The organism is Pseudoduganella lurida, from assembly GCF_007830455.1.
GTDB lineage: Bacteria > Pseudomonadota > Gammaproteobacteria > Burkholderiales > Burkholderiaceae_D > Rugamonas > Rugamonas lurida.
Map to the genome: position 1 here is coordinate 187,031 of NZ_VLLB01000003.1, position 25,208 is coordinate 212,238.

25 protein-coding genes are annotated in these 25,208 nt (G+C 67.5%); 15 read left to right on the plus strand and 10 right to left on the minus strand.

Features of this window, described 5'->3' with window-relative positions:
- Positions 1-16: 16 nt before the first annotated feature.
- Positions 17-862, plus strand: a complete 846-nt coding sequence (locus IP91_RS10295; protein ID WP_145648887.1) for a fumarylacetoacetate hydrolase family protein — start codon at positions 17-19, stop codon at positions 860-862.
- Between the two features lie 225 nt (positions 863-1,087).
- Here the strand turns inward: IP91_RS10295 and IP91_RS10300 are convergent, their stop codons facing one another.
- Positions 1,088-2,422 (minus strand): aspartate aminotransferase family protein, encoded by a 1,335-nt coding sequence (locus IP91_RS10300; protein ID WP_145648888.1) that lies wholly within the window; start codon positions 2,420-2,422, stop codon positions 1,088-1,090.
- A gap of 92 nt (positions 2,423-2,514) precedes the next feature.
- On the opposite strand from IP91_RS10300, the gene IP91_RS10305 reads away from it, so the two are divergent.
- Complete coding sequence (locus IP91_RS10305) at positions 2,515-3,069, plus strand: carboxymuconolactone decarboxylase family protein (protein ID WP_145648889.1); 555 nt, start codon at positions 2,515-2,517, stop codon at positions 3,067-3,069.
- 88 nt (positions 3,070-3,157) lie between these two features.
- Here the strand turns inward: IP91_RS10305 and IP91_RS10310 are convergent, their stop codons facing one another.
- The 3 genes from IP91_RS10310 to yjgA are packed head-to-tail and all read right to left on the minus strand — an operon-like array spanning position 3,158 to position 5,076.
- Positions 3,158-3,826 (minus strand): alpha/beta hydrolase, encoded by a 669-nt coding sequence (locus tag IP91_RS10310; RefSeq protein WP_145648890.1) that lies wholly within the window; start codon positions 3,824-3,826, stop codon positions 3,158-3,160.
- Between the two features lie 7 nt (positions 3,827-3,833).
- A complete protein-coding gene (gene mog / locus IP91_RS10315) occupies positions 3,834-4,463 on the minus strand; it encodes a molybdopterin adenylyltransferase (RefSeq protein WP_229474241.1) in 630 nt (209 codons plus the stop codon).
- The gene (gene yjgA, locus IP91_RS10320) at positions 4,456-5,076 is read right to left on the minus strand and encodes a ribosome biogenesis factor YjgA (RefSeq protein ID WP_145648892.1); all 621 of its coding nucleotides are present in this window, start codon (positions 5,074-5,076) and stop codon (positions 4,456-4,458) included. The genes mog and yjgA overlap by 8 nt, the downstream gene beginning before the upstream one ends.
- Positions 5,077-5,166: 90 nt before the next feature.
- On the opposite strand from yjgA, the gene pmbA reads away from it, so the two are divergent.
- The gene (gene pmbA, locus IP91_RS10325) at positions 5,167-6,519 is read left to right on the plus strand and encodes a metalloprotease PmbA (protein WP_145648893.1); all 1,353 of its coding nucleotides are present in this window, start codon (positions 5,167-5,169) and stop codon (positions 6,517-6,519) included.
- Positions 6,520-6,589: 70 nt separating this feature from the next.
- Here pmbA and IP91_RS10330 read toward each other — a convergent pair whose 3' ends face one another.
- From IP91_RS10330 to paaX, 5 genes are all read right to left on the minus strand, one after another.
- Positions 6,590-7,681: a hypothetical protein gene (locus IP91_RS10330; RefSeq protein WP_145648894.1), complete on the minus strand. Its 1,092-nt coding sequence runs from the start codon at positions 7,679-7,681 to the stop codon at positions 6,590-6,592.
- Positions 7,682-7,750: 69 nt separating this feature from the next.
- Positions 7,751-8,524, minus strand: a complete 774-nt coding sequence (locus IP91_RS10335) for a DUF2145 domain-containing protein (RefSeq protein WP_145648895.1) — start codon at positions 8,522-8,524, stop codon at positions 7,751-7,753.
- Positions 8,521-8,904, minus strand: coding sequence for a hypothetical protein (locus IP91_RS10340; protein ID WP_145648896.1), 384 nt, complete (start codon positions 8,902-8,904; stop codon positions 8,521-8,523). The genes IP91_RS10335 and IP91_RS10340 overlap by 4 nt, the downstream gene beginning before the upstream one ends.
- A 249-nt stretch (positions 8,905-9,153) precedes the next feature.
- Positions 9,154-10,278 (minus strand): M14 family metallopeptidase, encoded by a 1,125-nt coding sequence (locus tag IP91_RS10345; protein WP_145648897.1) that lies wholly within the window; start codon positions 10,276-10,278, stop codon positions 9,154-9,156.
- A gap of 227 nt (positions 10,279-10,505) precedes the next feature.
- Positions 10,506-11,420 (minus strand): phenylacetic acid degradation operon negative regulatory protein PaaX, encoded by a 915-nt coding sequence (paaX, locus tag IP91_RS10350; protein ID WP_145648898.1) that lies wholly within the window; start codon positions 11,418-11,420, stop codon positions 10,506-10,508.
- A 103-nt stretch (positions 11,421-11,523) separates the two neighbouring features.
- On the opposite strand from paaX, the gene paaA reads away from it, so the two are divergent.
- The 12 genes from paaA to paaZ are packed head-to-tail and all read left to right on the plus strand — an operon-like array spanning position 11,524 to position 23,218.
- Positions 11,524-12,513 carry a 1,2-phenylacetyl-CoA epoxidase subunit PaaA gene (gene paaA / locus IP91_RS10355; protein ID WP_145648899.1) on the plus strand — a complete coding sequence of 330 codons (990 nt, stop codon included), beginning with the start codon at positions 11,524-11,526 and terminating at the stop codon, positions 12,511-12,513.
- A complete protein-coding gene (paaB, locus tag IP91_RS10360) occupies positions 12,510-12,794 on the plus strand; it encodes a 1,2-phenylacetyl-CoA epoxidase subunit PaaB (protein ID WP_145648900.1) in 285 nt (94 codons plus the stop codon). The genes paaA and paaB overlap by 4 nt, the downstream gene beginning before the upstream one ends.
- Before the next feature lie 8 nt (positions 12,795-12,802).
- Positions 12,803-13,567 carry a 1,2-phenylacetyl-CoA epoxidase subunit PaaC gene (gene paaC, locus IP91_RS10365; protein WP_145648901.1) on the plus strand — a complete coding sequence of 255 codons (765 nt, stop codon included), beginning with the start codon at positions 12,803-12,805 and terminating at the stop codon, positions 13,565-13,567.
- Between the two features lie 5 nt (positions 13,568-13,572).
- Positions 13,573-14,103 carry a 1,2-phenylacetyl-CoA epoxidase subunit PaaD gene (paaD, locus tag IP91_RS10370; RefSeq protein WP_145648902.1) on the plus strand — a complete coding sequence of 177 codons (531 nt, stop codon included), beginning with the start codon at positions 13,573-13,575 and terminating at the stop codon, positions 14,101-14,103.
- Positions 14,104-14,113: 10 nt separating this feature from the next.
- The gene (gene paaE, locus IP91_RS10375; protein WP_145648903.1) at positions 14,114-15,196 is read left to right on the plus strand and encodes a 1,2-phenylacetyl-CoA epoxidase subunit PaaE; all 1,083 of its coding nucleotides are present in this window, start codon (positions 14,114-14,116) and stop codon (positions 15,194-15,196) included.
- Positions 15,197-15,220: 24 nt separating this feature from the next.
- Entirely contained in the window at positions 15,221-16,012 is a 792-nt protein-coding gene (gene paaG, locus IP91_RS10380; protein WP_145648904.1) for a 2-(1,2-epoxy-1,2-dihydrophenyl)acetyl-CoA isomerase PaaG, read from the plus strand.
- Positions 16,012-17,568 (plus strand): 3-hydroxyacyl-CoA dehydrogenase PaaH, encoded by a 1,557-nt coding sequence (gene paaH / locus IP91_RS10385; RefSeq protein ID WP_145649264.1) that lies wholly within the window; start codon positions 16,012-16,014, stop codon positions 17,566-17,568. Before paaG ends, paaH begins: the two co-directional genes overlap by 1 nt.
- A complete protein-coding gene (paaI, locus tag IP91_RS10390) occupies positions 17,558-17,998 on the plus strand; it encodes a hydroxyphenylacetyl-CoA thioesterase PaaI (protein ID WP_145648905.1) in 441 nt (146 codons plus the stop codon). The genes paaH and paaI overlap by 11 nt, the downstream gene beginning before the upstream one ends.
- 16 nt (positions 17,999-18,014) lie before the next feature.
- Positions 18,015-19,331 (plus strand): phenylacetate--CoA ligase PaaK, encoded by a 1,317-nt coding sequence (gene paaK / locus IP91_RS10395; RefSeq protein ID WP_145648906.1) that lies wholly within the window; start codon positions 18,015-18,017, stop codon positions 19,329-19,331.
- 38 nt (positions 19,332-19,369) lie between these two features.
- Positions 19,370-20,587 (plus strand): 3-oxoadipyl-CoA thiolase, encoded by a 1,218-nt coding sequence (gene pcaF / locus IP91_RS10400; RefSeq protein ID WP_145648907.1) that lies wholly within the window; start codon positions 19,370-19,372, stop codon positions 20,585-20,587.
- Entirely contained in the window at positions 20,577-21,182 is a 606-nt protein-coding gene (paaY, locus tag IP91_RS10405) for a phenylacetic acid degradation protein PaaY (protein WP_145648908.1), read from the plus strand. The genes pcaF and paaY overlap by 11 nt, the downstream gene beginning before the upstream one ends.
- Positions 21,179-23,218 (plus strand): phenylacetic acid degradation bifunctional protein PaaZ, encoded by a 2,040-nt coding sequence (gene paaZ / locus IP91_RS10410; protein ID WP_145648909.1) that lies wholly within the window; start codon positions 21,179-21,181, stop codon positions 23,216-23,218. The genes paaY and paaZ overlap by 4 nt, the downstream gene beginning before the upstream one ends.
- A 363-nt stretch (positions 23,219-23,581) precedes the next feature.
- On the opposite strand, the gene argH is transcribed toward paaZ, so the two are convergent.
- Entirely contained in the window at positions 23,582-24,976 is a 1,395-nt protein-coding gene (argH, locus tag IP91_RS10415; protein ID WP_145648910.1) for an argininosuccinate lyase, read from the minus strand.
- Positions 24,977-25,208 lie beyond the last annotated feature (232 nt).

Genomic DNA, 25,208 nt, shown 5'->3' on the forward strand with positions numbered 1-25,208 from the left:
GCAGGGGAAAGAAAACATGAAGTTAGTACGCTATGGCCGCATCGGCAAAGAGAAACCGGGCCTGATCGATGAAGAGGGGCGCCTGCGCGACCTGTCCGGCGTGATCGGCGATTTCGCCGGCGCCAACCTGTCCGACAAGGTCCTGAAGAAGATCGCGAAGATCCCTCACGACACGCTGCCGCTGGTGCGCGGCAACCCGCGCTTCGGCGTGCCGGTGGCGAAGGTGGGCAAGTTCATCGGCATCGGTTTGAACTATGCCGACCACGCCGCCGAATCGGGCATGCCGATCCCGAAGGAGCCGATCGTGTTCATGAAGGCGATCACCAGCCTGTCCGGCCCGGACGATCCCGTGATGCTGCCGAAGGGTTCGAAGAAGACCGACTGGGAAGTGGAATTGGGCGTCGTCATCGGCACGCGCGCGCGCCACGTGTCGGAGGCGGATGCGGAAAAGTACATCGCCGGCTACTGCGTGGTGAACGATGTCTCGGAACGCGAGTACCAGCTCGAACGCGGCGGCCAGTGGGACAAGGGCAAGGGCTGCGACACGTTCGGCCCCGTCGGCCCCTGGCTCGTCACGCGCGACGAAGTGTGGGACGTGAACGACCTCGATCTGTACCTGGAACTGAACGACAAGCGCATGCAGACCGGCAGCACGTCGACGATGATCTTCAAGGTGCCGCAGATCGTGGCCTACCTGTCGCAGTTCATGACGCTGGAGCCGGGCGACATCATCGCCACCGGCACGCCGCCGGGCGTGGGCATGGCCCGCAAGCGCTTCCTGAAGAAGGGCGACGTGCTGCGGCTCGGCATCGCCGGCCTGGGCGAGCAGCAGCAGGATGTGATCGGGTTCCAGGAGTTTTAAGAAGCGAATCCCGCGGCTGCCGTGCACCGGGGTCTGGCCCCCGGGCGCCCGGGAATGTGATCATGGCCGTTGACTCGACCGCGGGCCTGACCCCCAGCTGTTTGCATGCGCCCCAGCGGGGCCGCTGGAAGGCTGGGGTCAGCCCCGCGGTGACGTCAGCAACCGCGCCCCCCGCCGCGTGCGCTCAGGGCCAGACCCCGATGCGCACGCGGCGCGGGCCCACCCTCAAGGCCTCACCGCCACCAGCGCCCTTGCCACCGCATCCGACAGCCTGGTCACCACTTCCGCCAGATCCGCCTCCGTCGCGATGAACGGCGGCGCCAGCAGGATATGGTCGCCGCGCCGGCCATCGATCGTGCCGCCCATTGGATACACCATCAACCCGCAGGCCATCGCCTGTTCCTTCACGGCCGCGTGCAGCTTCAGGTCGGGATCGAACGGCCGCTTCGTGTCGCGGTCCTGCACCAGTTCCAGCCCCACGAACAGGCCGCGGCCGCGGATGTCGCCCACGTTGCGATGCGCGCCGAACGCATCGCGCAGCATGCGCCGGAACGTGGCGCCGCGCACCGTGACGGCACCCAGCAGGCAGTCGCGCCGGATGACCTTCTGTACCGCCAGCGCGGCCGCCGCGGCCACCGGATGCGCGTTGTACGTGTGCCCATGCTGGAACACGCCGCTGCCGTTGCGCACGCGCTCCACCACGTGGTCGCGCGCCAGCACGGCGCCCACCGGCTGGTAGCCGGCAGCCAGGCCCTTGCCGAGGGCGACCAGGTCCGGCACCACGCCATCCTGCTCGATTGCGTACAGCGTGCCGGTGCGGCCCATGCCGCACATGACTTCGTCCGCGATGAACAGGATGCCGTACCGGTCGCACAGCGCCCGCACGCCCTTGAAGTAGCCCGGCGTGGCCGGCACCGCGCCCAGCGTGGCGCCCACCACCGGTTCGGCGCAGAAGCCGATCACGTTCTGCGGTCCCGCTTCGATGATACGTTCTTCCAGTTCCGCGAGCAGCCCGGCCGTGTAGTCCTGCAGATCCTGGCCGGCGGGCCGGTCGCGGTATTCGTAGCAGGGCGCCACGCGCGCCACATCCATCAGCAGCAGCTCGAACTGGCGGCGCCGCGCCTCGTTGCCGCCCAGCGCCAGGGCGCCCAGCGTATTGCCGTGGTAGCTCTGCCGCCGCGCGATGAACACGCGCCGCTGCGGTTCGCCGCCCTCGACGAAGTACTGGCGCGCCAGCTTCAGGGCCGCCTCGATCGCCTCCGAGCCGCCGGAGACGAGATACACGTGATTCAGGTCGCCCGGCGCATCGGTGGCCAGGCGGTGCGCCAGTTCCTCAGCCACGTCCGTGGTGAAGAAGCCGGAGTGCGCGTACGACGCGCTTTTCATCTGCGCCTGCATGGCGGCCAGCACGTCCGGATGGCTGTGGCCCAGCGACGAGACGGCCGCGCCGCCGCTGGCGTCCAGGTAGGTCTTGCCGGCGCTGTCGCGCATATACATGCCGAACGCGGACACGGCGACCGGCGGCGTGTGGCGGAGATTCCGGTGGATCAGGTGGGTCATCGCGTCCTCGCTGGTGATCGACGGGACGACAGTAGCCTGCCGGTTACAAAGCGTTTTTGATTTTTTTCTTGCCCTATGCGAATATTTCCTCCATGACAGATCGCCTTCCACCGATCCCGCCGGAACAGATGACGCCGGCACAACAGGATGCCGCGCAGGCCGTCATCGACGGTCCCCGTGGCGCGCTGTACGGCCCGTTCGTGCCGCTGCTGCGCAGCCCCGAGCTGATGGCGTGCGCGCAGCGCATGGGCGAGTACCTGCGCTACCGCAGCGCGCTGGGTCCGCGGCTCTCCGAGCTGGCGATCCTCGTCACGGCGCGGCACTGGAACCAGCCGGTGGAATGGGCGATCCATGCGCCCGTGGCCGTGGAGGCGGGCATCCCGCCCGCCGTGATCGACGCGATCGCTCACCGGCTCGTGCCGCAGGGCCTGTCGGTGGAGGAGGGGGCGGTGTACGACTTCTGCGTGGAGCTGCACCGCTACCAGCGCGTAACGGATGCCACATACGCCGCCGCGCTCGCGGCCTTCGGCGAGCAGGGCGTGACGGACCTGATGGGATTGAACGGCTACTACACGTTCCTGGCGATGGTGATGAATGCCGCGCAGTCGGCGGTGCCGCCGTCGACGGCCGCCCCGCTGCCCGAATAGAAAGAGGAGAAAGGGGACAGGCACCTATTTTCGAGCAACACGAGTGTTTCTCGAAAATAGGTGCCTGTCCCCGATGTTGTCGCCGATGTTAGCGGACGACCTTGCGGAACCAGGCCGAAATGTGATCCACCTCTTCCGGGCACAGCGAGTGCTGCATCGGATAGTCATGCCACTCGATCCGGTAGCCCAGCTGCAGCAGCAGGTCGCGCGATGCGACGGCGCGCGCGACGGGAATGATCGGATCCATCCGCCCGTGCACCATGAAGATCGGCGTGGCCAGGCTGGCTTCGGCACGTTCCGCCGCGACCTTGTCGGCCATCGGCACGTAGCCCGAAAGGCACAGCAATCCGGCCAGCTTCTCGGGATGGCGCAGGCCCGCCTGCAAGGTCATCGCGCAGCCCTGCGAGAAGCCGCCCAGGATGATGCGTTCGGCCCGAATGCCGCGCGCCTTCTCGCGCGCGATCAGCGCTTCCACCAGCACCTGCGAGGCGCGCAGGCCGCCTTCGTCTTCCTGGCGTCCCAGGTCCGTGTGCCTGATGTCGTACCAGGCGCGCATCACGTAGCCGCCGTTGATCGAGATCGGCATCGTGTTCGCGTGCGGGAAGATGAAGCGGATGGCGGGCAGGCCGGCCAGGTCCAGTTCCTTCACGAACGGCGCGAAGTCGTTGCCGTCCGCACCCAGGCCGTGCATCCAGATGACCGCGTATTGCGGGTTGTCGCCGGTGGTAACTTCAATGTTGGGGAGAACGTCGCTCATGCAGTGCCTATTGAAGAGGGGTGGCCGAAGCCTGGTTCTTTAATGCGGACTTGGGCCGGAACGTCTTGCTGACGGCGGCATCGGTCTCGATGTAGGGGCCGCCGATCAGGTCGATGCAGTAGGGGACGGCGGCGAAGATGCCGGCGGCGACCTGGTGGCCCGCTTCATCCTTCAGGCCTTCGAGCGTTTCGCGGATCGACTTCGGCTGGCCGGGCAGGTTCATGACCAGCGCTGCGTGATCGGGCGTCTCGCGAATGACCGCCACCTGCCGCGACAGGATCGCCGTCGGCACGAAGTGCAGGCTGATCTGCCGCATCTGTTCACCGAAGCCGGGCATTTCCTTCGTGCCGATGGCCAGCGTGGCCTCCGGCGTGACATCGCGCCGCGCCGGGCCCGTGCCGCCGGTGGTCAGCACCAGGTGGCACTTCGCCGTGTCGACCAGTTCCACCAACGTGGCTTCGATGGTGGCGCGGTCGTCGGGGATCAGGCGCGTCTCGACGCGGAACGGCGTGCTGATGGCGCTGGCCAGCCATTCCTGCAGCGCGGGGATGCCCTGGTCCTGGTACACGCCGCCGCTGGCGCGGTCGGAGACCGACACCAGGCCGATGACCAGCTCCGCCGTCGGCTGCTTACTCATCGCGCTCGTCGGCGTCGTCATCGTCTTCACCTTCGTCGTCTTCGCCCGCGGCCTTCTTGGCGGCGGCACGGGCCTTGGCATCCAGGTCCTTCAGGATCTGGAAGATCTCGCGGTAGGCCTTCGGCGGCTTGTTCTCGGCCTGCTCCTTGCGGGCGTTGCGGATGAGCGTGCGCAGGTGCTGGGCATCCAGTTCCGCGTGCTCGGCCAGCAGGTTGGTCAGCGCCTGGTCGTCGGCCAGCAGCTTGTCGCGGCGGCGTTCCAGCGCGTGCAGCGCGGCCGTATCGGCCTTCGAGGCACCTTTCCAGCCCTCGATGGTGCGCTGGATCTCGGCCACTTCCTCTTCCGACAGCGTGCGCATCTTCTTGCCCACGTACTGCAGCTGGCGGCGGCGGCCTTCGTGGTTCTTGATGTTCTGGCATTCCAGGATGGCGTCGCGCACGTCTTCCGGCATCGGCACGCGCTTCACGCGGTCGCGCGGCTGCTCGACCAGTTCCAGGCCCAGCGCCTGCAGCGCATCGGACTGGCGCTTGAGTTCCGTCTTGGAGGGGCGGTCGTATTTTTCCTGGAATTCGGAGGAATCGAAGCCGACGGCCCCGCGGTTTGCATTTGGCATGATGAAAAACGCGCCTGAGAGGCGCGCCTGTAAAATCGGTGAACGGCTGCTATGATAACTGTTTTAATGCCTAGCCCCCCAAAACACCCCATGAGCGATACGCATTTCACCCACAGCCAGGACCAGTTGAAGCAGCTGGCGCAGGACGTACTGACGTTTGCGCGCGAGCAGGGCGGCACGGATGCCGCCGTCGAGATCAGCGAAGGTAGCGGCCTGTCGGTGTCGGTGCGCAAGAGCAAGATCGAAACGATCGAACAGAACAAGGACAAGGGCATCGGCGTCACCGTTTTCGTCGGCAAGAAGCGCGGCAACGCATCGACCTCCGACTTCTCCAGCGCCTCGCTGCGCGCCACGGTGGAAGCGGCCTACAACATCGCGCGCTTCACGGCCGATGACGATGCGGCCGGCCTGGCCGATGAAGAGCTGCTGGAACGCGCACCGCGCGACCTGCAGCTGTTCTACCCATGGAACATCACCACCGAGGAAGCGGTCGCACTGGCGCAGCGCGCCGAAGCGGCCTCGTTCCAGGTCGATCCGCGCATCACCAACAGCGAAGGCGCCGGCGTGCACGTGCAGCAGTCGCACTTCGTGTCGGCCAACTCGCGCGGCTTCATGGGCGGCTATCCGTACTCGCGCCACACGATTTCCGCCACGCCGATCGCCGGCAAGGGCGCGCACATGCAGCGCGACGACTGGTATTCCTCGGTGCGCGATCCGGCCAAGCTGGCCACACCGGAAGCGGTGGGCCGCTACGCCGCCGAACGCGCGCTGGCCCGCCTGCACGCACGGCAGATGACGACGCGCACCTGCCCCGTGCTGTTCGAGGCACCGCTGGCCGCCGGCCTGCTGGGCGCCCTGGTGCAGGCCACGTCCGGCGGTGCCTTGTACCGCAAGTCCACGTTCCTGCTCGATACGCTGGGCAAGCAGGTGCTGCCGGAACACGTGCAGGTGACGGAAGACCCGCACGTGATCGGCGCCGTCGGTTCCGCACCGTTCGATGAAGAGGGCGTGCGCACGCAGTACCGCGATGTCGTGAAGGACGGCATCCTGCAGGGCTATTTCCTGTCGTCGTACTCGGCGCGCAAGCTGGGCATGCAGACCACGGGCAACGCCGGCGGCTCGCACAACCTGTCGATGACGTCCACGCTGACGAAGGCGGAAGACGACTTCGCCGGCATGCTGAAGAAGCTGGGCACGGGCCTGCTGGTGACGGAACTGATGGGCCAGGGCACCAACTACGTGACGGGCGACTACTCGCGCGGCGCCTCCGGCTTCTGGGTCGAGAACGGCATCATCCAGTACCCGGTCGAGGAGATCACCATCGCCGGCAACATGAAGGACATGCTGCGCGACATCGTCGGCATCGGCAACGATGTGCTGATCCGCGGGACCAAGCAGACCGGCTCCATCCTCATCGAGAAGATGGTCATCGCGGGTAACTGAGCGCCGGTAACTGAGCGCGGGTAACTGAGCGCCGGTAACTGAGGCCGGCAAAGAGGCCAGTCACCGAGGGTCATTTGCACAACCCGCTCCGCGGCCAGCCGCAGCCGATCAACGCCCCCACCTCCGGATTCGCCAGGTAATCCAAGTGCGCCGGCAGCGGGTTCTCCAGCCAGCCGAAGTACGTGGGCGCATTCGACACCAGCACGTTGTACACCGCCACCCCCTGCGCGCGATAACGTTCCGGCAGCAGCGTGTAGGTCAGCAGGTCGCCCGGATCGCTGAACGCCACCAAGGTCAGTGGGCGCGGTGCGCGGCGGCTGGCGCCCGGCGTGCTGCGCTTCTGCAGCAGCCGTTGCAGGCTGTCCGGCGCCATTGCCCGCGCCGTCGCGCCGGGAGCCCCCGGCAACGGCTGGTCCGCCATGTGCAGCAGCGGAATCTGGTTCGCTGCCATCACCAGTAACGCCATCCGGCCGATCTCCCGCTCCGCGATGACGGCCGCGCGGCTCGTCGGGCTCTCTTCGCTCATCCGCAGCAGCGTATCGAACAGCATCTTGCTGCCCAGGCTTTCCGCCACCACCACCAGCGGCGCTTCCGGGTCCGCGTCCGCCGTCGCTTCCTCGATCGCCGCCTGCATCCGGCGCTGGATCTCGTCGCGCGCCACGCCCTGGTAGGCCAGCGCATCGGGCAGGCAGTCGTCCATCAGCTTGTCCTTCAGGCGCGCGTTCAGCCTGGGACGCGTGTAGGGGAAGGGCGGCGCACCCGTGCAGATGGGCGACTTGTCGGTCTGGTCGTAACAGAGCTGCTGTTTCAGCGGTGTGGTGAGCGGTGACCAGATCAGCGACTGGAAACGCAGCGTGCCGCGCGGCGTAATCACGTCGTGCGGGATGATCTGGATGTCCGTGGCGCGGCGCGTCCGCGTCGGAAAGGGTTTGACGTTGGCGGCAAGGTGCCCGGCGAGCACGCCGACGGTGTCCTCTGCCCAGTCGCTATCGTGCGTGCAGATGCCGTGCACCAGCAGCACATCGGCCGGGCGCTGTGCGTTCGCGAGCTGGATCAGGCCGGGGAAGCTTGCATCCGCCTCCAGGAACTGCGGCGGGCGGTAGGGTGTCGTGCAGCCACCGAGCAGGGTGGCAATGAGGGCAAGGAGGCGGGCGGCGCGCATGATGGTCTCCTGGTGGTCGGGACATCCATCTTTGCGCCGCCCGGCGTGCCGCGCTTGTGCGGGCGCAAGCTATTCGACGACCAGCACCCGCGCGGCAGCGTCCTGCGCCTGCACGAACCGCACGATCGAATCGGTGGTGACCGTGTCGATCTGGCCGGCCATGCGGCGGTCGAACGGGTGGTCGTCGAAGGCCACGTTGGCGCGGAACATGCGGCCGCCCAGCCGCGTGAACATCGGCACGGCCACGGTGATGGGACGGTAGCCGGAACCCCTCAGCCAGGCCTGCGCCTCGGCCCGCGTTTCGACCTTGCCCGGCGGCGCCGCAGCGGCGGCATAGGTCTCCAGCACCCACTGGTTCGAGTTCTGGTAGCGCGTGGAGAACACATGGGACAGCATGCTGTAATGCGCTTCGTGCAGGCGCCGCGGCGTGCGCGTGGCGAGCAGCGCGGCCAGCCTGGCCTGGGTGGCCGCGCCGGGAATCAGCAGCTGCGTGGTGTGCCGGTGCAGGCCGATCAGCAGGAAGTTGCCGATACCTTCATTCCACAGGTCGGAGACCGCCGTGCCGCAATCGTTCAGCTCGTGCACGACAGTCCAGCGCCCATCGGGATGGTCGCGCACGACGAACGCCATGTGCGAGTAGGTGAGCCCGTATCTGCTGAGGTCCTGGCCGACGCGCGACACCATGGCCGCGCTGGCGCCGCTGTCGTCGAGCGCACGCAGGGTGCGCTGGGCCAGGCCCATGGTGCGGATGACTTCTTCCAGCGGCAGCGGGCGCTCTTCGCAGCTCTGGCCGGCATGGACCGGCGCCGCCGCCAGCAGCGCGATGGCGATCCACGCTTTCATTCGGCGACCTTCGAGCGGTGCAGCAGCGCCTTGCCCGCCTCGTTGGGCACGAAGGCCAGCACCTGGCCGGACATGACCAGCGCATGGCCGGTGGATGTGGCGACGACATCGACGACGGTGCCGGCGGCAACGGACAGGCTGCTGGCCGCCTGGCCGGACAGCCGCACGGTGGCCTTGCTGGCATTGCCGACGCTCTCGACGACCAGGTCGACGCCGTCGGCCACGCGTTGCGAGCTGCCGACGATGACGCTGCCGGCCACCAGAGAGCCCAGTACCACCACGCCGGAGAGATCGCGGGGGCCGTTGGAAAGGCCCGACTGGGCAAAGGTGGCAGTGTGCGCGCAGGCGGCTAGCAGGGAGATGAGAAGCAGACGTTTCATGGCAGGCTCCGTGGTTGGGGAGCCGCCATGATCCCGTCGGTGCGGACGGAAGACGCTGATATGCGCCAACCCCGGCCTTGCGCTTGCGCGACCGTCGAAGTTCCTATGGAATTGCTACGGAATTGCTACGAAATTGCTATGGCGTTGCCATGGGCCGCCGCGTTGCCGGCGGACGGCCTTCCCTTATCGCGCTGCCATGCGCCGCGGTCGCGTGGCTGACAGATGCAGGCGACATCCACGGCCGCCGGATCAGCGCCGCAACGCCCGCAGCACCGGCTGCAGCACGGCCGCGCCCAGCTTCATCGACCGCGCGCCGTTCCAGCCATTGACCGGATCGGGATCGTTGGCGTTGTCCTTGAACGGCAGTTCCAGCGTCAGCGACAGGCAGCCGAACAGGTGGGTGATGTGCGGGGAGCCCATCGTCAGCACCTCGGGCGAGAACGGCGCGTCCGGGTAGCCGAATTCGCTCTGGAAGTCCGGGCTGGCGATCTTGAAGTCGGCGATGAACGCTTCCTGCTCGGCCTTCTGCGCGGGCGTGAAGTTCTCCAGCGAGTCGCTGCCGGCCACGAACACGTAGGGCAGGCCTTCGTCGCCGTGCACGTCCAGGCACAGGTCGCAGCCCACTTCCTGCATCTTCTGCTTGACCAGGAAGACCTCGGGGCTGCGCTCCATCGTCGGCGTGTTCCACTCGCGGTTCAGGTTCGCGCCGGCCGCGTTGGTGCGCAGGTTGCCGCGCACGGAGCCGTCCGGGTTCATGTTCGGCACCACGTAGAACACTGCGTCCTTCAGGCACTGGCTGGCGAACGGATCGGCCGGGTCGAGCAGCGCTTCGAGCATGCCTTCGACGAACCATTCGGCCATCGTCTCGCCGGGGTGCTGGCGCGCGATGACCCAGACTTTTTTCGGCGCATCGGGATCGCCGACGATGAGCATGTTCAGGTCGCGGCCATCGACCGTCGAGCCCAGGTCCACCAGCTCGGCCAGCGGCGACAGCTGGGCATTGTCCAGCAGCGACAGGTGGCGTTCCCACGAATAGGGCTCGAAGTAGGCGTAATAGACGCTGTCGTATTCGGGCTCGTGGTCGATCGTCATCACGTCGCCATCGAAGCTGGTGGGCACGCGGAACCAGTTGTCGCGGTCGTAGCTGGCGACGGCCTGGTAGTCCTTGAAGCCGTCCGGGTACGCGGCACTGCCGGCGTTGAGGAAGCGGATCGTCAGCGGCACCGTCTTCGCGCCCTGCACGCGGAAGTAGAACCACTGCACGATGTCGGCGTGCGAATCCTTGCGGATGTTCAGGTCGATATCGCCGGCGCTGGTCACGCTGACGACATCGATGGCGCCAGCGTCGAACTGGCTGCTGATCTTGATAGACATTGTGTGTCCCGAAGTAGTTGGAGCGCTGCCGCGCGAAGGCGCCATGATAGCGGCTTTGCCCGCGCAACGCAGCAGCCAGCCCCTATGGCTCAGCCCGTGTCCACCGTGGGGTCAACCCCGAAATCGGACACGAGCTGATCTGTAACGCGCCGTATTCCAGCTTCATACGGCAGAGCTCGTGTCCGAAAACGGGGTTGACCCCAAGGTGGACACGAGCTCAGGCGTAGTCAGCCCAGCCCGCCGAAGCGCTCGTGGAACGCGGAAGCCAGCGGCGGCGTGGCGGGGTCTTCGCGCTGCAGCGTGGCGAAGATGTGTTCCTCGGCGGCAGCCCAGGTGGCGAGATAGAGCTCGCGCGCCAGCTCGTACGCGGCGGCCCCGGGCCAGGACGGGGGCAGCAGCTCCATCGGCAGCTGCGGGTCGTGCAGCTGGACGCGGCGGTATTCGTGGATCAGCAGCGTGCGCACGATGAAGGCCTGTTCCGCCGGCAGCGCCTGCCCCAGCAGGCCGCGCAAAGGGGCGAAGCGCGCGATGAAGTGCTCGTAGCCGGCGACGATGTCGCGCAGGTCCCAGCCTTCCGCCACCAGGTCAGCCAGCGGCTTGCCCTGCACGCCCGGCAGCTGGGCGGCCTGCACGACATAGACCTTGCCGCGCAGTGCCAGGCGGCCCAGCAGTGCATCGAGCGCCTCGGCATCGGCGGCGGGATGGCCGGCGATGCCCGGCGCGACCACGCTGTAGCCCTCCCACAGCAGCTCCTTGCGCAGCGTCGCCCGCTCGGCCGTCGTCATGCCGTCCGTCCCCAGCACGAAGGTCCAGCTGCCCTGCCAGTGCGCATGGGGCGCCGTGTAGATGCGGCGGAAGGCCCGCGCCAGCCGCGGCTGGGCCTCGGCCGCCACGGTGTACTGGCTGCGCCGGCCGTCCCGCTGCGATTCGAGCCAGCCTTCCTGCGCCAGCCGGAACACGGAGGTGCGCAGCAGCCGGTCGTTCACGCCGAACGGCGCCAGCAGTTCGATGAGGCTGCCCAGCCAGGCCAGCCCGCCGTGCGGCACGATGGCGTCGCCGAAGATCGTCATCACCAGCGATTTCGACCGGGGCGGTTCCTCTGCCAGGCAGCGTTCGATCCACTCGTTCAGTACGGTATTCATGCCGCCATTGTAACCAGACCAGATACGCATTCTGAAAGCGACACAGAAAAATCGTTTGCAAATTGATTTGTGTATCGTATGATGAGACGCAGGAGGACTGGCCATGTACGCACAGATGGTGGAGACGGGACTGAAGAACGTCCGCACGACGGAAGAGATGAGCGCCGCAGAGCGCGCCTTCCAGCAACGCATCGATGAGGGTATCCGCATCGAACCGAAGGACTGGATGCCGGAGGCGTACCGCAAGACGCTGATCCGCCAGATCTCCCAGCACGCGCATTCGGAGATCGTGGGCCAGCTGCCCGAGGGGAACTGGGTGACGCGCGCGCCGACCCTGCAGCGCAAGTCGATCCTGCTGGCGAAGATCCAGGACGAGGCCGGCCACGGCCTGTACCTGTACAGCGCCGCCGAAACGCTGGGCGTCTCGCGCGACGAGCTGCTGGCCGCGCTCCATGCCGGCAAGGCCAAGTACTCCAGCATCTTCAACTACCCGACCCTGTCATGGGCGGACATGGGCGCCATCGGCTGGCTGGTCGACGGTTCGGCGATCATCAACCAGATCCCCCTGTGCCGCTGCTCGTACGGCCCGTATGCCCGCGCCATGGTGCGCGTCTGCAAGGAGGAGTCGTTCCACGCCCGCCAGGGCTACGACATCATGCTGGCCCTCTGCAACGGCACGGCCGAACAGAAAGCGATGGCGCAGGATGCGCTCAATCGCTGGTGGTGGCCGTCGCTGATGATGTTCGGCCCGTCGGACGCGGAATCCGTCAACAGCGCGCAGTCCTCGCAGTGGCGCATCAAGCTGTTCTCGAACGACGAGCTGCGCCAGCGCATGGTCGACCAGACGGTGCCGCAGGCCGAATACCTGGGCCTGACCATCCCCGACAAGGACCTGAAGTGGAACGAGGCACGCGGCCACTACGACTTCGGTGCCATCGACTGGTCCGAGTTCTACGATGTCCTGAAGGGCAACGGCCCCTGCAACCGCGAGCGCCTGCGCACCCGCGTCAAGGCCTGGGACGATGGCGCCTGGTTCCGCGAAGCGCTGGTGGCCCACGCCGAAAAACACGACCGCGCGAAGGAGACGGCATGAGCAAGGAATGGCCCCTGTGGGAAGTGTTCATCCGCAGCCAGCACGGCCTGGCCCACAAGCACGTGGGCAGCCTGCACGCGCCGGATGCGGACATGGCCCTGAACAACGCGCGGGACGTCTACACGCGCCGCAACGAGGGCGTGTCGATCTGGGTGGTGCGTGCGGCGGACATCGTCGCCAGCAGCCCCTTCGACAAGGCCGCGCTGTTCGAGCCCGCCAACAGCAAAGTGTACCGTCACCCCACGTTCTTCCCGATGCCGGAAGAAGTCAAGAACCTGTGAGCACGGCCATGGATGCAAAATGCGAAGCGAAGTGCGCTTACCTGCTGCGCCTCGGCGACAACGCCCTGGTGCTGAGCCAGCGCCTCTCCGAGCTGTGCGGCAAGGGGCCCGCGCTGGAAGAGGACATGGCGCTGACGAACGTGGCGCTGGACCTGCTGGGCCAGGCGCGCCTGTGGTTCACCCATGCGGGTGAGCTGGAGAACCGGGGCCGCGACGAGGATGCGCTGGCCTACCTGCGCGATGCCCACGATTTCCGCAACCTGCTGCTGGTCGAGCAGCCGAACGGGAATTACGCGCACACGCTGGTGCGCCAGTTCTTCTTCGATACCTGGCACTACTTCCAGGTCGGCGCGCTGACGCAGTCGTCCGACCAGCGCATCGCCGGAATCGCCGAGAAGTCGCTGAAGGAGATCACCTACCACCTGCGCCGCAGCGGCGACCTCGTCGTGCGCCTGGGCGACGGCACGGCCCTCAGCCACGCCTACACGCAGACCGCCGTGGATGAACTGTGGATGTACACCGGCGAAGCATTCAATTACGACGAGATCGACCTGCAGATGGTCGCGCAAGGCATCGCCCCCGCTGCGGAAGGGCTGCGCGCCCAATGGCTCGCCCACGTGGGCGACATCCTCGCCGAAGCCACCATCACGATGCCACCGCCCGACGCCTGGATGCAGAAGGGCGGCAAGGCCGGACGTCACACGGAACACCTGGGCTACCTGCTGGCCGAGATGCAGTTCCTGCAGCGCGCCTATCCGGGCGCAACGTGGTAGCGATCATGATCGCCGCGGCTCACAACGAGGCCACAGTGTGGCAGTGGCTGGAAGAGATTCCCGACCCGGAGATCCCGGTGATCTCCATCGTCGACCTGGGCATCGTGCGCGCCGTGCAGGCCGATGGGGACGCGGTCACCGTCACCATCACGCCCACGTACTCGGGCTGCCCGGCCATGCAGGTGATCGCCACCGCCGTGCGCGAGGCGCTGGCAGAACACGGCGTCGAGCAGGTCCGCATCGTCACGCAGCTGTCGCCCGCCTGGACGACCGACTGGCTGAGCGAGGCCGGCAAGCGCAAACTGAGGGGCTACGGCATCGCGCCGCCCGTGCAGCAGGCAGTCGACCTCTCCGGCCTGCGCAGTGGCCTGGCCGCGGCCGTGTCGCGGCGGGGCCCCGCCGCACCCGCTGTCGCCTGCCCGCATTGCGGTTCGCACCACACGGAACGCACCAGCCAGTTCGGCTCCACGCCGTGCAAGGCGCTGTACCGCTGCCGCGATTGCCGCGAACCGTTCGACCACTTCAAGTGCCATTGAGAAGACGACCATGAGCCAGTTCCATTCCCTGTCCGTGGCGCAGGTGCAGCAGGAAACGCGCGACTGCATCGCCGTCACGTTCGACGTGCCCGAGGCGCTGCGCGACAGCTTCCGCTTCCAGCCCGGCCAGCACCTCACGCTGCGCACGCTGATCGGCGGCGCGGACGTGCGCCGTTCGTACTCGATCTGCTCCGCCGTGCAGGACGACACGCTGCGCGTGGCCATCAAGCGCACGCCCGGCGGCGCCTTTTCCACCTGGGCCAACGAGTCGCTCAAGCCCGGCGCCGTGCTGGACGTGATGCCGCCGATGGGCACCTTCCACGTGCCGCTCGATGCCGCCAGCCACCGGCACTACCTGGCCTTCGCGGCCGGCAGCGGCATCACGCCGGTGCTGTCGATCCTGAAGACCACGCTGCTGGCGGAGCCGCACAGCCGCTTCACGCTGTTCTACGGGAACCGCGCCTCGTCGTCGGTGATCTTCCGGAACGAGCTGATGGAACTGAAGGACCGGTTCATGGCGCGGCTGAAGATCGTCTACGTGATGAGCCGGGAGCACCAGGACATCGAACTGTTCAACGGCCGCATCACGAAGGAAAAGACCCAGGAATTCCTGCGCCACTGGATCGCCATCGGCGACTACGACACGGCGTTCATCTGCGGTCCCGAAGAGATGATCCGCGGCGTCTCCGAGGCGCTGCAGGAAGGCGGCATGCCGAAGACGGCCATCAAGGTCGAGCTGTTTGCCACCGCCGCGCCGCAACAGCGGGCGGTACCGCGTCCCCACGCCGATGCGCAGGCCGCCGCGGCACTGGTCGAAGTCACCGTGGTCCAGGATGGACACACGGCCCAGTTCACGATGGAGAAGGACCGCGAATCGCTGCTCGACGCGGGCCTGCGCGCCGGGCTGGACATGCGCTACTCGTGCAAGGGCGGCGTGTGCGCCACCTGCCGCTGCAAAGTCCTCGATGGCAAGGTGGACATGGATGCCAACTATGCGCTGGAGGATTACGAGATCGCCCGCGGCTTCATCCTCAGCTGCCAGGGCTTTCCCGTGACGGACCGGGTCGTGCTCGATTTCGACCAGGCCGAGTGATGGACAGGACACACGGAGACCGCCATGACCTATGAAAACATCGAATTCGGCATCCACGCGGGCATCGCGAAGCTGACGCTGAACCGCCCCGACAAGTTGAACAGCTTCACGCAGGCGATGCACCTGGAAGTGCGCGCCGCCTTCGACCAGATCCGCGCCGACGGCACCGTGCGCGTGCTGCTGATCACCGGCGCCGGCCGGGGCTTTTGCGCCGGCCAGGACCTGTCCGACCGCGCCGTGGCACCGGGCAGCGCGCCCGTCGACCTGGGCGACTCCGTGGAACGCTTCTACGCGCCGCTGGTGCTGGCGATCCGCACGCTGCCGATGCCCGTCATCTGCGCCGTCAACGGCGTGGCAGCCGGTGCCGGCGCCAGCATCGCGCTGGCCTGCGACATCGTGCTGGCGGCGCAATCGGCTTCCTTCGTGCAGGCGTTCTGCAGGCTGGGCCTGGTCCCGGACACGGGCGGCACCTGGCACCTGCCGCGCCTGATCGGCCATGCCCGCGCCACCGGCCTGGCGATGCTGGGCGAGAAGCTCACGGCGGACCGCGCCGAGGAATGGGGCCTGATCTGGAAGGCGCTGCCGGACGATGCGCTGCAGGCGGAAGCGCTGGCGATGGCGCAGCATTTCGCCGGGGCGCCCACGCTGGGCCTGGCATACACGAAGCGCGCGCTGCAGCAGAGCTGGTCGAACACGCTGCCCGAACAGCTGGCGCTGGAGGGGCAGATGATGCGCGAACTGGGCAGCAGCCACGATTACCGCGAAGGCGTGGACGCCTTCGTCAACAAGCGCACGCCGCACTTCCGGGGCGCATGATGGGTGCCCTCGACAAAAACGCGGTCGTCGCCGTCATCGGCAGCGGGGCGATGGGCGCCGGCATCGCGCAGGTGGCCGCACAAGCCGGTCATGCCGTGAAACTGTTCGATACGCAGCGCGAGGCGCTGGACAAGGCGGTCGACGGCATCGCCGGTGCCTGGAACAAGCTGGTGGCGAAAGGCCGCATGAGCAGCGAGGATGCCGGGGCCGCGCGTGAACGGCTGCATGCCGTCGCGTCGCTGCGCGAGCTGGCCGATGCGGCCCTCGTTATCGAGGCGATCGTCGAGGACCTGGAGGCCAAGCGCGCCCTGTTCGCGCAGCTGGAGCATATCGTTGGCGAGGACGCGATCCTCGCCACCAATACCTCGTCGCTGTCGGTCACGGCGATCGGCGCACGCTTGCAGCACCCGGGCCGCCTGGCCGGCATGCACTTCTTCAATCCGGTGCCGCTGATGGCGCTGGTGGAAGTCGTCAGCGGCCTGGCCACCACCGGCGCCACTGCGCAAACGGTGCACGACACGGCGGCCAGCTGGGGCAAGACGCCCGTGCATGCGCGGTCCACGCCCGGCTTCATCGTCAACCGCCTGGCCCGGCCGTTCTATGCGGAAGGCCTGCGCCTGCTGAACGAAGGGGCCGCCGATCCGGCCACCATCGATGCCGTGCTGCGCGACGGCGGCGGTTTCAGGATGGGACCGTTCGAGCTGATGGACCTGATCGGCCACGACGTCAACCATGCGGTGACGAAGTCCGTGTTCGACGCTTACTACGGCGATCCCCGCTTCACGCCGTCCGTGCTGCAACGCGAACTGGTCGATGCCGGCTACCTGGGCCGCAAGACCGGCCGCGGATTTTACGATTACGCCGACAATGCCGTGCCACCGCATGCCGCGTGCGAACCGGCACGCAAGCGTCCCGACTATGTGGGCTACAGCCTGGAAGCGAGCGCGGACGGATCGCTGACGGCGCCGATGCTGGCGCGCCTGCAGGCCCACGGCATCGGGGTAGCCACGCGCACCTCCGCGGAAGGCCACCAGCACGCCGAAGCACCCGCCTTCCACTGCAACGGCGCAGCGATCTACCTGACGGATGGCCGCACCGCCACCGCGCGGGCGCACGACAACCGGCACGACGACACGGTGGTGTACGACCTCGTGTTCGACGCGGCCACCGCCACCCGCATCGCCGTGGCCCGCGCGGACCAGTGCAGCGATGCCGCCTTCGATGCCGCCGTGGCGCTGTTCCAGGCCGCCGGCTTCGTCGTCACGCGGCTGGACGATGTGCCGGGCCTGGCCGTGATGCGCACCGTGGCGATGCTGGCCAACGAGGCGGCCGATGCGGTCCAGCAGGGCGTGTGCAGCGCGCAGGCGGCCGACCTGGCAATGCAGAAGGGCGTGAATTACCCGCGCGGCCCGCTGGCGTGGGCCGATGCCATCGGTGTCGCCCACGTCGTGCGCGTGCTGGACCACCTGGCCGCCGCGTATGGCGAGGACCGCTACCGGGTGGCGCCCCTGCTGCGCCGCCGCCATGCGGCGGGAAGGAAGCTGCATGCCGAATGACACGCAGAGGATCGACCTGCAGGCGCTGGCCGAAGCGGCCAGCGCGGCGATGGTCGAGCGCGATGCCGCCAGCCGGTCGCTCGGCATGGCACTGGCCGACATCCGGCCCGGCTACGCAGTGCTGACGATGCGCGTGCGGCCGGACATGCTGAACGGCCACCGCAGCTGCCACGGCGGCTTCATCTTCGCGCTGGCCGACAGCGCGTTCGCGTTTGCCTGCAACAGCCACAACGTCGTTACGGTGGGCGCCGGCTGCACGATCGACTACCTGGCGCCGGGCCGCGAAGGCGACCTGCTCACGGCCACCGCCGTGGAACGGGCGCTGGCCGGGCGCAGCGGCATCTACGACGTCGATGTCGTCAACCAGGACGGCGTGCTGCTCGCCACCTTCCGCGGCAAGTCGCGGCAGGTGGGCGGCACGGTCGTCTGACACGGAAGGAGACATCATGGTGCAGCGACACCCCGCACCCGCGGACCTGGAACCGATCGAACGCGCCAGCCGCGACGAGCTTCAGGCGCTGCAGCTGCAGCGCCTGAAGGCGACCCTGAAGCACGCCTACGAGAACGTGCCGCACTACCGCGCCGCCTTCGATGCGCAGGGCGTGCATCCGGACGACCTGGCTTCGCTGGCCGACCTGGCGAAGTTCCCGTTCACGGACAAGACGGCGCTGCGCGACAACTACCCGTTCGGCATGTTCGCCGTGCCGCGCGACAAGGTGGTGCGCATCCACGCCTCCAGCGGCACCACCGGCAAGGCCACGGTCGTTGGCTACACGCAGAACGATATCGACACGTGGGCCAGTGTCGTGGCCCGCTCGATCCGCGCCGCCGGCGGCCGGGCCGGCGACATGGTGCACATCGCCTATGGCTACGGCCTGTTCACGGGCGGGCTGGGTGCGCACTACGGCGCCGAGCGGCTGGGCTGCACGGTGATCCCCATGTCCGGCGGGCAGACGGAGAAGCAGGTGGGACTGATCCGCGACTTCGCGCCGTCGATCATCATGGTCACGCCGTCCTACATGCTGAACCTGATCGAGGAATTCGAGCGGCAGGGCCTCGATCCCGCCGCGTCCTCGCTGCAGGTGGGCATCTTCGGGGCCGAGCCATGGACCGATGCGATGCGCCGCGAGATCGAGGCGCGTGCCGGCATCGATGCGGTCGATATTTACGGCCTGTCCGAGGTGATGGGCCCCGGCGTGGCCAGCGAGTGCATCGAGAGCAAGGACGGCCCCGTGATCTGGGAAGACCATTTCTACCCCGAGATCGTCGACCCGGACACGGGCGAGGTGCTGCCGGATGGCGCGGAGGGCGAACTGGTGTTCACGTCGCTGACAAAAGAGGCCATGCCCGTCATCCGCTACCGCACCAGGGATCTCACCAGGCTGCTGCCACCCACTTCGCGCGCCATGCGCCGCATGGGCAAGATCACGGGCCGGTCGGACGACATGCTGATCATCCGTGGCGTGAACGTGTTCCCCACCCAGATCGAGGAACTCATCTTCAAAATGCCGCAGCTGGCGCCGCAGTACCAGCTCGTCGTCACCCGCGACGGCCACCTCGACAAGCTCGATGTCGTGAGCGAGCTAAGGCCGGAAGCGGCCGCCGCGCACCCCGACACGGGCGCGCTGGGCCGCGAACTGGAACACCTGATCAAGACCCACGTGGGCGTCAGCACGCGCGTGAGCATCGTTGCCGCCGACGGCATCGAACGCACGCTGACGGGCAAGGCGCGCCGCGTGATCGATCAGCGTCCAAAAAACTGACCAAAAGACTGACCGAAAGAACGAGAGAAGAAACGACCATGAGCGAAGCCTTCATCATCGACGCGATCCGCACGCCGTTCGGCCGCTATGGCGGCGCCCTGGCCACCGTGCGGGCCGACGACCTGGCGGCGCTGCCGATCCGCGCCCTCGTCGAGCGCAACCCCGGGGTCGACTGGGCCGGGGTGGACGACGTGCTGTACGGCTGCGCCAACGGCGCCGGCGAGGACAACCGCAATGTCGGCCGCATGGCCGCGCTGCTGGCCGGCCTGCCGCCCGAGGTGCCGGGCAATACCATCAACCGGCTGTGCGGTTCCAGCCTGGATGCGGTGGGCACGGCCGCGCGCGCGATCCGCGCCGGCGAAGCGCACCTGGTCATTGCCGGCGGCGTGGAGAGCATGACGCGCGCGCCGTTCGTGATGGCCAAGGCCGACAGCGCGTTTTCCCGTGCCGCGAAGATCGAGGACACCACGCTGGGCTGGCGCTTCGTCAACCCGAAGATGCAGGAACAGTACGGCATCGACAGCATGCCGGAGACGGCGGAGAACGTGGCGCAGGAATTCGGGGTCGGCCGCGCCGACCAGGATGCCTTCGCGCTGCGCAGCCAGCAGCGCTGGGCCGCCGCCCAGGCCGCAGGCGTGTTCCGGAACGAGATCGTGCCGGTGACGATCCCGGCGAAGAAGGGCGCGGGCACCGTCTTCGATACGGACGAACATCCCCGTCCCGACACGTCGCTGGAACAGCTGGCGAAGCTGAAGGGCGTCGTCACGCCGGGCGGTTCCGTCACGGCGGGCAATGCCTCCGGCATCAACGATGGGGCCTGCGCGCTGCTGCTGGCGTCCGCCCAGGCCGTCGAACAATACGGCCTGAAGCCACGCGCGAAAGTGCTGGGCATGGCGGTGGCCGGGCTGGCGCCGCGCATCATGGGCTTCGGCCCGTCGCCCGCGTCGAAGAAGGTATTGGCCCAGTTGGGCCTGACGGTCGGCCAGATGGATGTGATCGAACTGAACGAAGCGTTTGCCGCCCAGGGCCTGGCCGTGACGCGCGACCTGGGCCTGGCGGACGATGCGCCGCACGTGAATCCGAATGGCGGCGCGATCGCGATCGGCCATCCGCTGGGCGCTTCCGGCGCGCGGCTCGTCACGGCGGCCGTCAACCAGCTGGAACGAAGCGGCGGCCGTTATGCGCTGTGCACGATGTGCATCGGCGTGGGCCAGGGCATCGCGCTGGTGATCGAAAGGGTTCGGGATGGTTTATGAGATCAACGGCGTGCGGCCGGTGGTGCATCCCACGGCGTTCGTGCATCCGACGGCGGTGCTGATCGGCGACGTGATCGTGGGCCCGCGCTGTTACGTGGGGCCGCTGGCCTCGCTGCGCGGCGACTTCGGCCGGCTGATCCTGGAAGAGGGATCCAATGTGCAGGACGGCTGCGTGATGCACGGCTTTCCCGCATCGGACACCGTGGTCGAAGTGGACGGCCATATCGGCCACGGCGCCGTGCTGCACGGCTGCCGCATCGGCCGCAATGCCCTGGTCGGCATGAACGCGGTGGTGATGGACAACGCGGTGGTGGGGAGCGAGAGCATCGTCGCGGCCATGAGTTTCGTGAAGGCGGGCATGGCCATCCCGCCGCGCAGCATGGTGATGGGCACGCCGGCGCGCATCGTGCGCGAGGTCACGGATGCGGAGATCGGGTGGAAGAATGCGGGCACGTCGCAGTATCACGAACTGGCCGTGCGCTCGCGCGAGACGATGCGCGAGGTCGAACCACTGACTGAAATCGAGCCGGACCGCCAGCGCCTCCACTGGGACAGCGCGCTGCCGCTGCACCTCGTCAAAAAGGAATCGACATGACAAGCATCCTGCAAAGCTTCATCGCCGGCCGCTGGCACGGCACCGAGGCACGCCAGCCGCTGCACAGCGCGCTGAACAACAGCCTGATCTATCACACGCATGGCGAGGCGATCGACTTCGCCGAGGCGCTGGACTATGGCCGCACCACGGGCCTTCGGGCGCTGATGGCGCTGACGTTCCAGGGCCGTGCCGCGCGGCTGAAGGCGCTGGCGCTGTACCTGATGGAGCGGAAGGAACAGCTCTACGAGATCTCGCGCTTCACCGGCGCCACCCGGCCGGACAGCTGGGTCGATGTCGAAGGCGGCATCGGCACATTGTTCGCGTATGCCAGCATGGGCAGCCGCGAGCTGCCCTCCTCGAACGTGCTGCACGAAGGCCCGGCCCTGGCATTGGGTAAAAAGGGCGGCTTCGCGGGCACGCACATCCTGGTGCCGCGCGGCGGCGTGGCCGTGCACATCAACGCGTTCAACTTCCCGATCTGGGGCCTGCTGGAGAAATTCGCACCCAGCTTCCTGGCGGCGATGCCGTGCATCGGCAAGCCGGCCACCGCCACCAGCTATGTCACGGAAGCGCTGGTGCGCATGATGCACGCGTCCGGCCTGCTGCCGGACGGCGCGCTGCAGCTGGTGATCGGCAGCACGGGCGACCTGCTGGACCGCCTCACCGGTTTCGATGCGGTGACGTTTACCGGCTCGGCCGATACGGCGGCGAAGCTGCGCGCCAATGCGAACCTGATCGCCAGCTCGGTGCCGTTCACGGCGGAAGCCGATTCGCTGAACTGCGCGATCCTGGCGCCGGACGTGACGCCCGACGACCCCGAATTCGACCTGTTCGTCAAGGAAGTGGTGCGCGAGATGACGGGCAAGGCGGGCCAGAAATGCACGGCCATCCGCCGCATCATCGTGCCGCGCACGCAGGTCGATGCCGTGGCCGAACGGCTGCGCGAACGGCTGGCCAAAGTGGTCGTGGGCGACCCGTCGGTGGAGGGCGTGCGGATGGGCGCACTGGCATCGAAGGACCAGCAGCGGGACGTGGGCGCGCAGGTGGAGCGGCTGCTGGCGGGGAATGAGCTCATCTACGGCAATGCGCTGGACCTGGTCGGCGACGGCGTGCACGAGGGGGCGTTCTTCTCGCCCACTCTGATCGGCTGCGCCAACGCGCTGGACAACGATGCGGTGCACGACGTGGAGGCATTCGGCCCCGTCAGCACGCTGATGTCTTATGACGGCATCGACGAGGCATTGACCCTGGCGGCGCGCGGCAAGGGCAGCCTGGTGGCGACGCTCGTCACGAAGGATCCGGCCACGGCGGCGTATGCGGTGCCGGTCGCCGCTTCCCACCATGGCCGCGTGCTGGTGCTGGACCGGGAAGCGTCCGTCGAATCGACGGGCCACGGTTCGCCGCTGCCGCAGCTGAAGCACGGCGGTCCGGGCCGCGCCGGCGGCGGCGAGGAGCTGGGCGGCATCCGCGCCGTGAAGCACTTCCTGCAGCGCACGGCCGTGCAGGGTTCGCCCACGATGCTGTCCGCGATCACGGGCGAGTATGTAAGGGGCGGCGCGGTGCGCGAAAGCGAGGTTCACCCGTTCCGGCGCCACTTCGAGGACCTGCAGGTGGGCGACTCGCTGCTGACGCACCGCCGCACCGTGAGCGAGGCGGACATCGTCAACTTCGGCGGCGTCTCGGGCGATTATTTCTACATGCACTTCGACGAGATCGCCGCGAAGGACACGCAGTTCGGCAAGCGCATCGCGCACGGCTACTTCGTGCTGTCCGCCGCCGCCGGCCTGTTCGTGTCACCGGCACCGGGGCCGGTGCTGGCCAACTACGGCCTCGACAACCTGCGCTTCACGGCGCCCGTCGCGATCGGCGACACGATCCGCGCGCGGCTCACCTGCAAGCGCAAGGTGGACCGCAACCGCACGGACGAACAGGGCAGGGGGCAGGGCGTGGTGGCTTGGGATGTGCAGGTCACCAACCAGCATGACGAGCTGGTGGCCAGTTATGACATCCTGACCCTGGTAGCGAAGAAGGGGTGAAATGCTGAAGTGGCATTCGGCGTGTGCGCCGCCGGGGGCTGTCCCCGGTAAGAAGAAGGGGTGAAGCTGGAAGTCTCAGTTAGTGCCTGCGCCGGGGTCTGTCCCGGTAAGAAGAGGGAGGGGGAGCTGGAAGTCTCAGTCAGTGTCTGCGCCGCCGGGGTCTGTCCCCGGTAAGTAATACCTGGCGAGCTCGCCAGCGGCAGCGACAAGGGGACTGACCCCAGCCTTTTGCACGGGCCGTCGAAATTCTCGCGAAAAGCTGGGGTCAGTCCCGCGTTACGCACCATCGGCGAGCCCGGATGGTAACGGCGCTGTGGGACAGACCCCGGTGCCCGGCCGCCGATGCGACATCGGCGGCAAGGCTCAGCCCAGCAACCCCCGCACGCGAGCAATGGCAGCGCGCACCTGCTTCGGCGCCGTCCCACCAATATGATCGCGGGCGGCGACGGAGCCCTCCAAGGTCAGCACCTCGAACACATCTTCCCCCACCAGCGGCGAGAACGCGCGCAGCTGTTCCAGCGACAGGTTGGCCAGGTCCACGTTCGCATCCACGCAGGTGCGCACGGCATGGGCCACGGCTTCATGGGCGTCGCGGAACGGCAGGCCCTTCTTGACGAGGTAGTCCGCCAGGTCGGTGGCGGTGGCGTAGCCCTGCAGGGCGGCGGCGCGCATCGCGTCCGGCTTGACGGTGATGCCGCCGGCCATGTCGGCAAAGATGCGCAGCGTGTCGACCACCGTGTCGACCGTGTCGAACAGCGGTTCCTTGTCTTCCTGGTTGTCCTTGTTGTAGGCCAGCGGCTGGCCCTTCATCAGGGTGAGAAGACCCATCAGGTGGCCGTACACGCGGCCCGTCTTGCCGCGCGCCAGCTCCGGCACGTCCGGGTTCTTCTTCTGCGGCATGATCGACGAACCGGTGCAGAAGCGGTCGGCGATGTCGATGAAGCCCACCCGCGGGCTCATCCAGATCACCAGTTCTTCCGACATGCGCGACACGTGCATCATGATCAGCGACGCGGCGGCCGTGAACTCGATCGCGAAGTCGCGGTCGGACACGGCGTCCAGCGAGTTGTGGCACACGTCGTCGAAGCCCAGGCTCTGGGCCACGCGCAGGCGGTCGATCGGGAACGTGGTGCCGGCCAGCGCGGCGGCGCCCAGCGGCAGGCGGTTGACACGCTTGCGGCAGTCGGCCATGCGCTCGGCATCGCGGCCGAACATCTCGACATAGGCCAGCATGTGGTGGCCGAACGTGATCGGCTGCGCCACCTGCATGTGCGTGAAGCCGGGCAGGATCGTGTCCGCATGCTGCTCGGCCAGGTCCGTCAGCGCGCTGCGCAGCTGCGTCAGCAGGCCCGTGATGTCATCGATCGCGGAGCGCACGTACAGGCGGATGTCGGTGGCCACCTGGTCGTTGCGCGAACGGCCCGTGTGCAGGCGCTTGCCCGCGTCGCCGGCCAGCTCCGTCAGGCGCTTCTCGATATTGAGGTGCACGTCTTCCAGGTCCAGCAGCCACTCGAACTGGCCGCCCTCGATTTCGCTCGTGACCTGGGCCATGCCCTTGCGGATGGCGTCCAGGTCGGCGGCCGGGATGATGCCCTGCGCGGCCAGCATCTCGGCGTGGGCCAGCGAGCCCTGGATATCGGCCTTCCACATGCGCTTGTCGAAAAAGACGGAGGCCGTGTAACGCTTGACGAGATCGGAAACGGGTTCGGAGAAGCGGGCCGACCAGGCCTCGGCTTTTTTGGAGAATTGTTCAGTCATGATGGAAGAGGGCTGGGTAATCCAACGATTATAGCAACGGCGAAGCGCCCCCACGAAGTTTGCGAAAGCCGCGCTCGCCAGGGTGTCAAGCCCTGTTACAGAGGGCCAGTCGCTTGCATGCGACGCTTTTGGCAGGCCGAATTGAGTTTTGTTGTCTATCTGCGTAAATTAGCAAAAACGAATATTTCATAAGTAATTCACGGGATTACTGAGAAAAATACCTAATAAAACC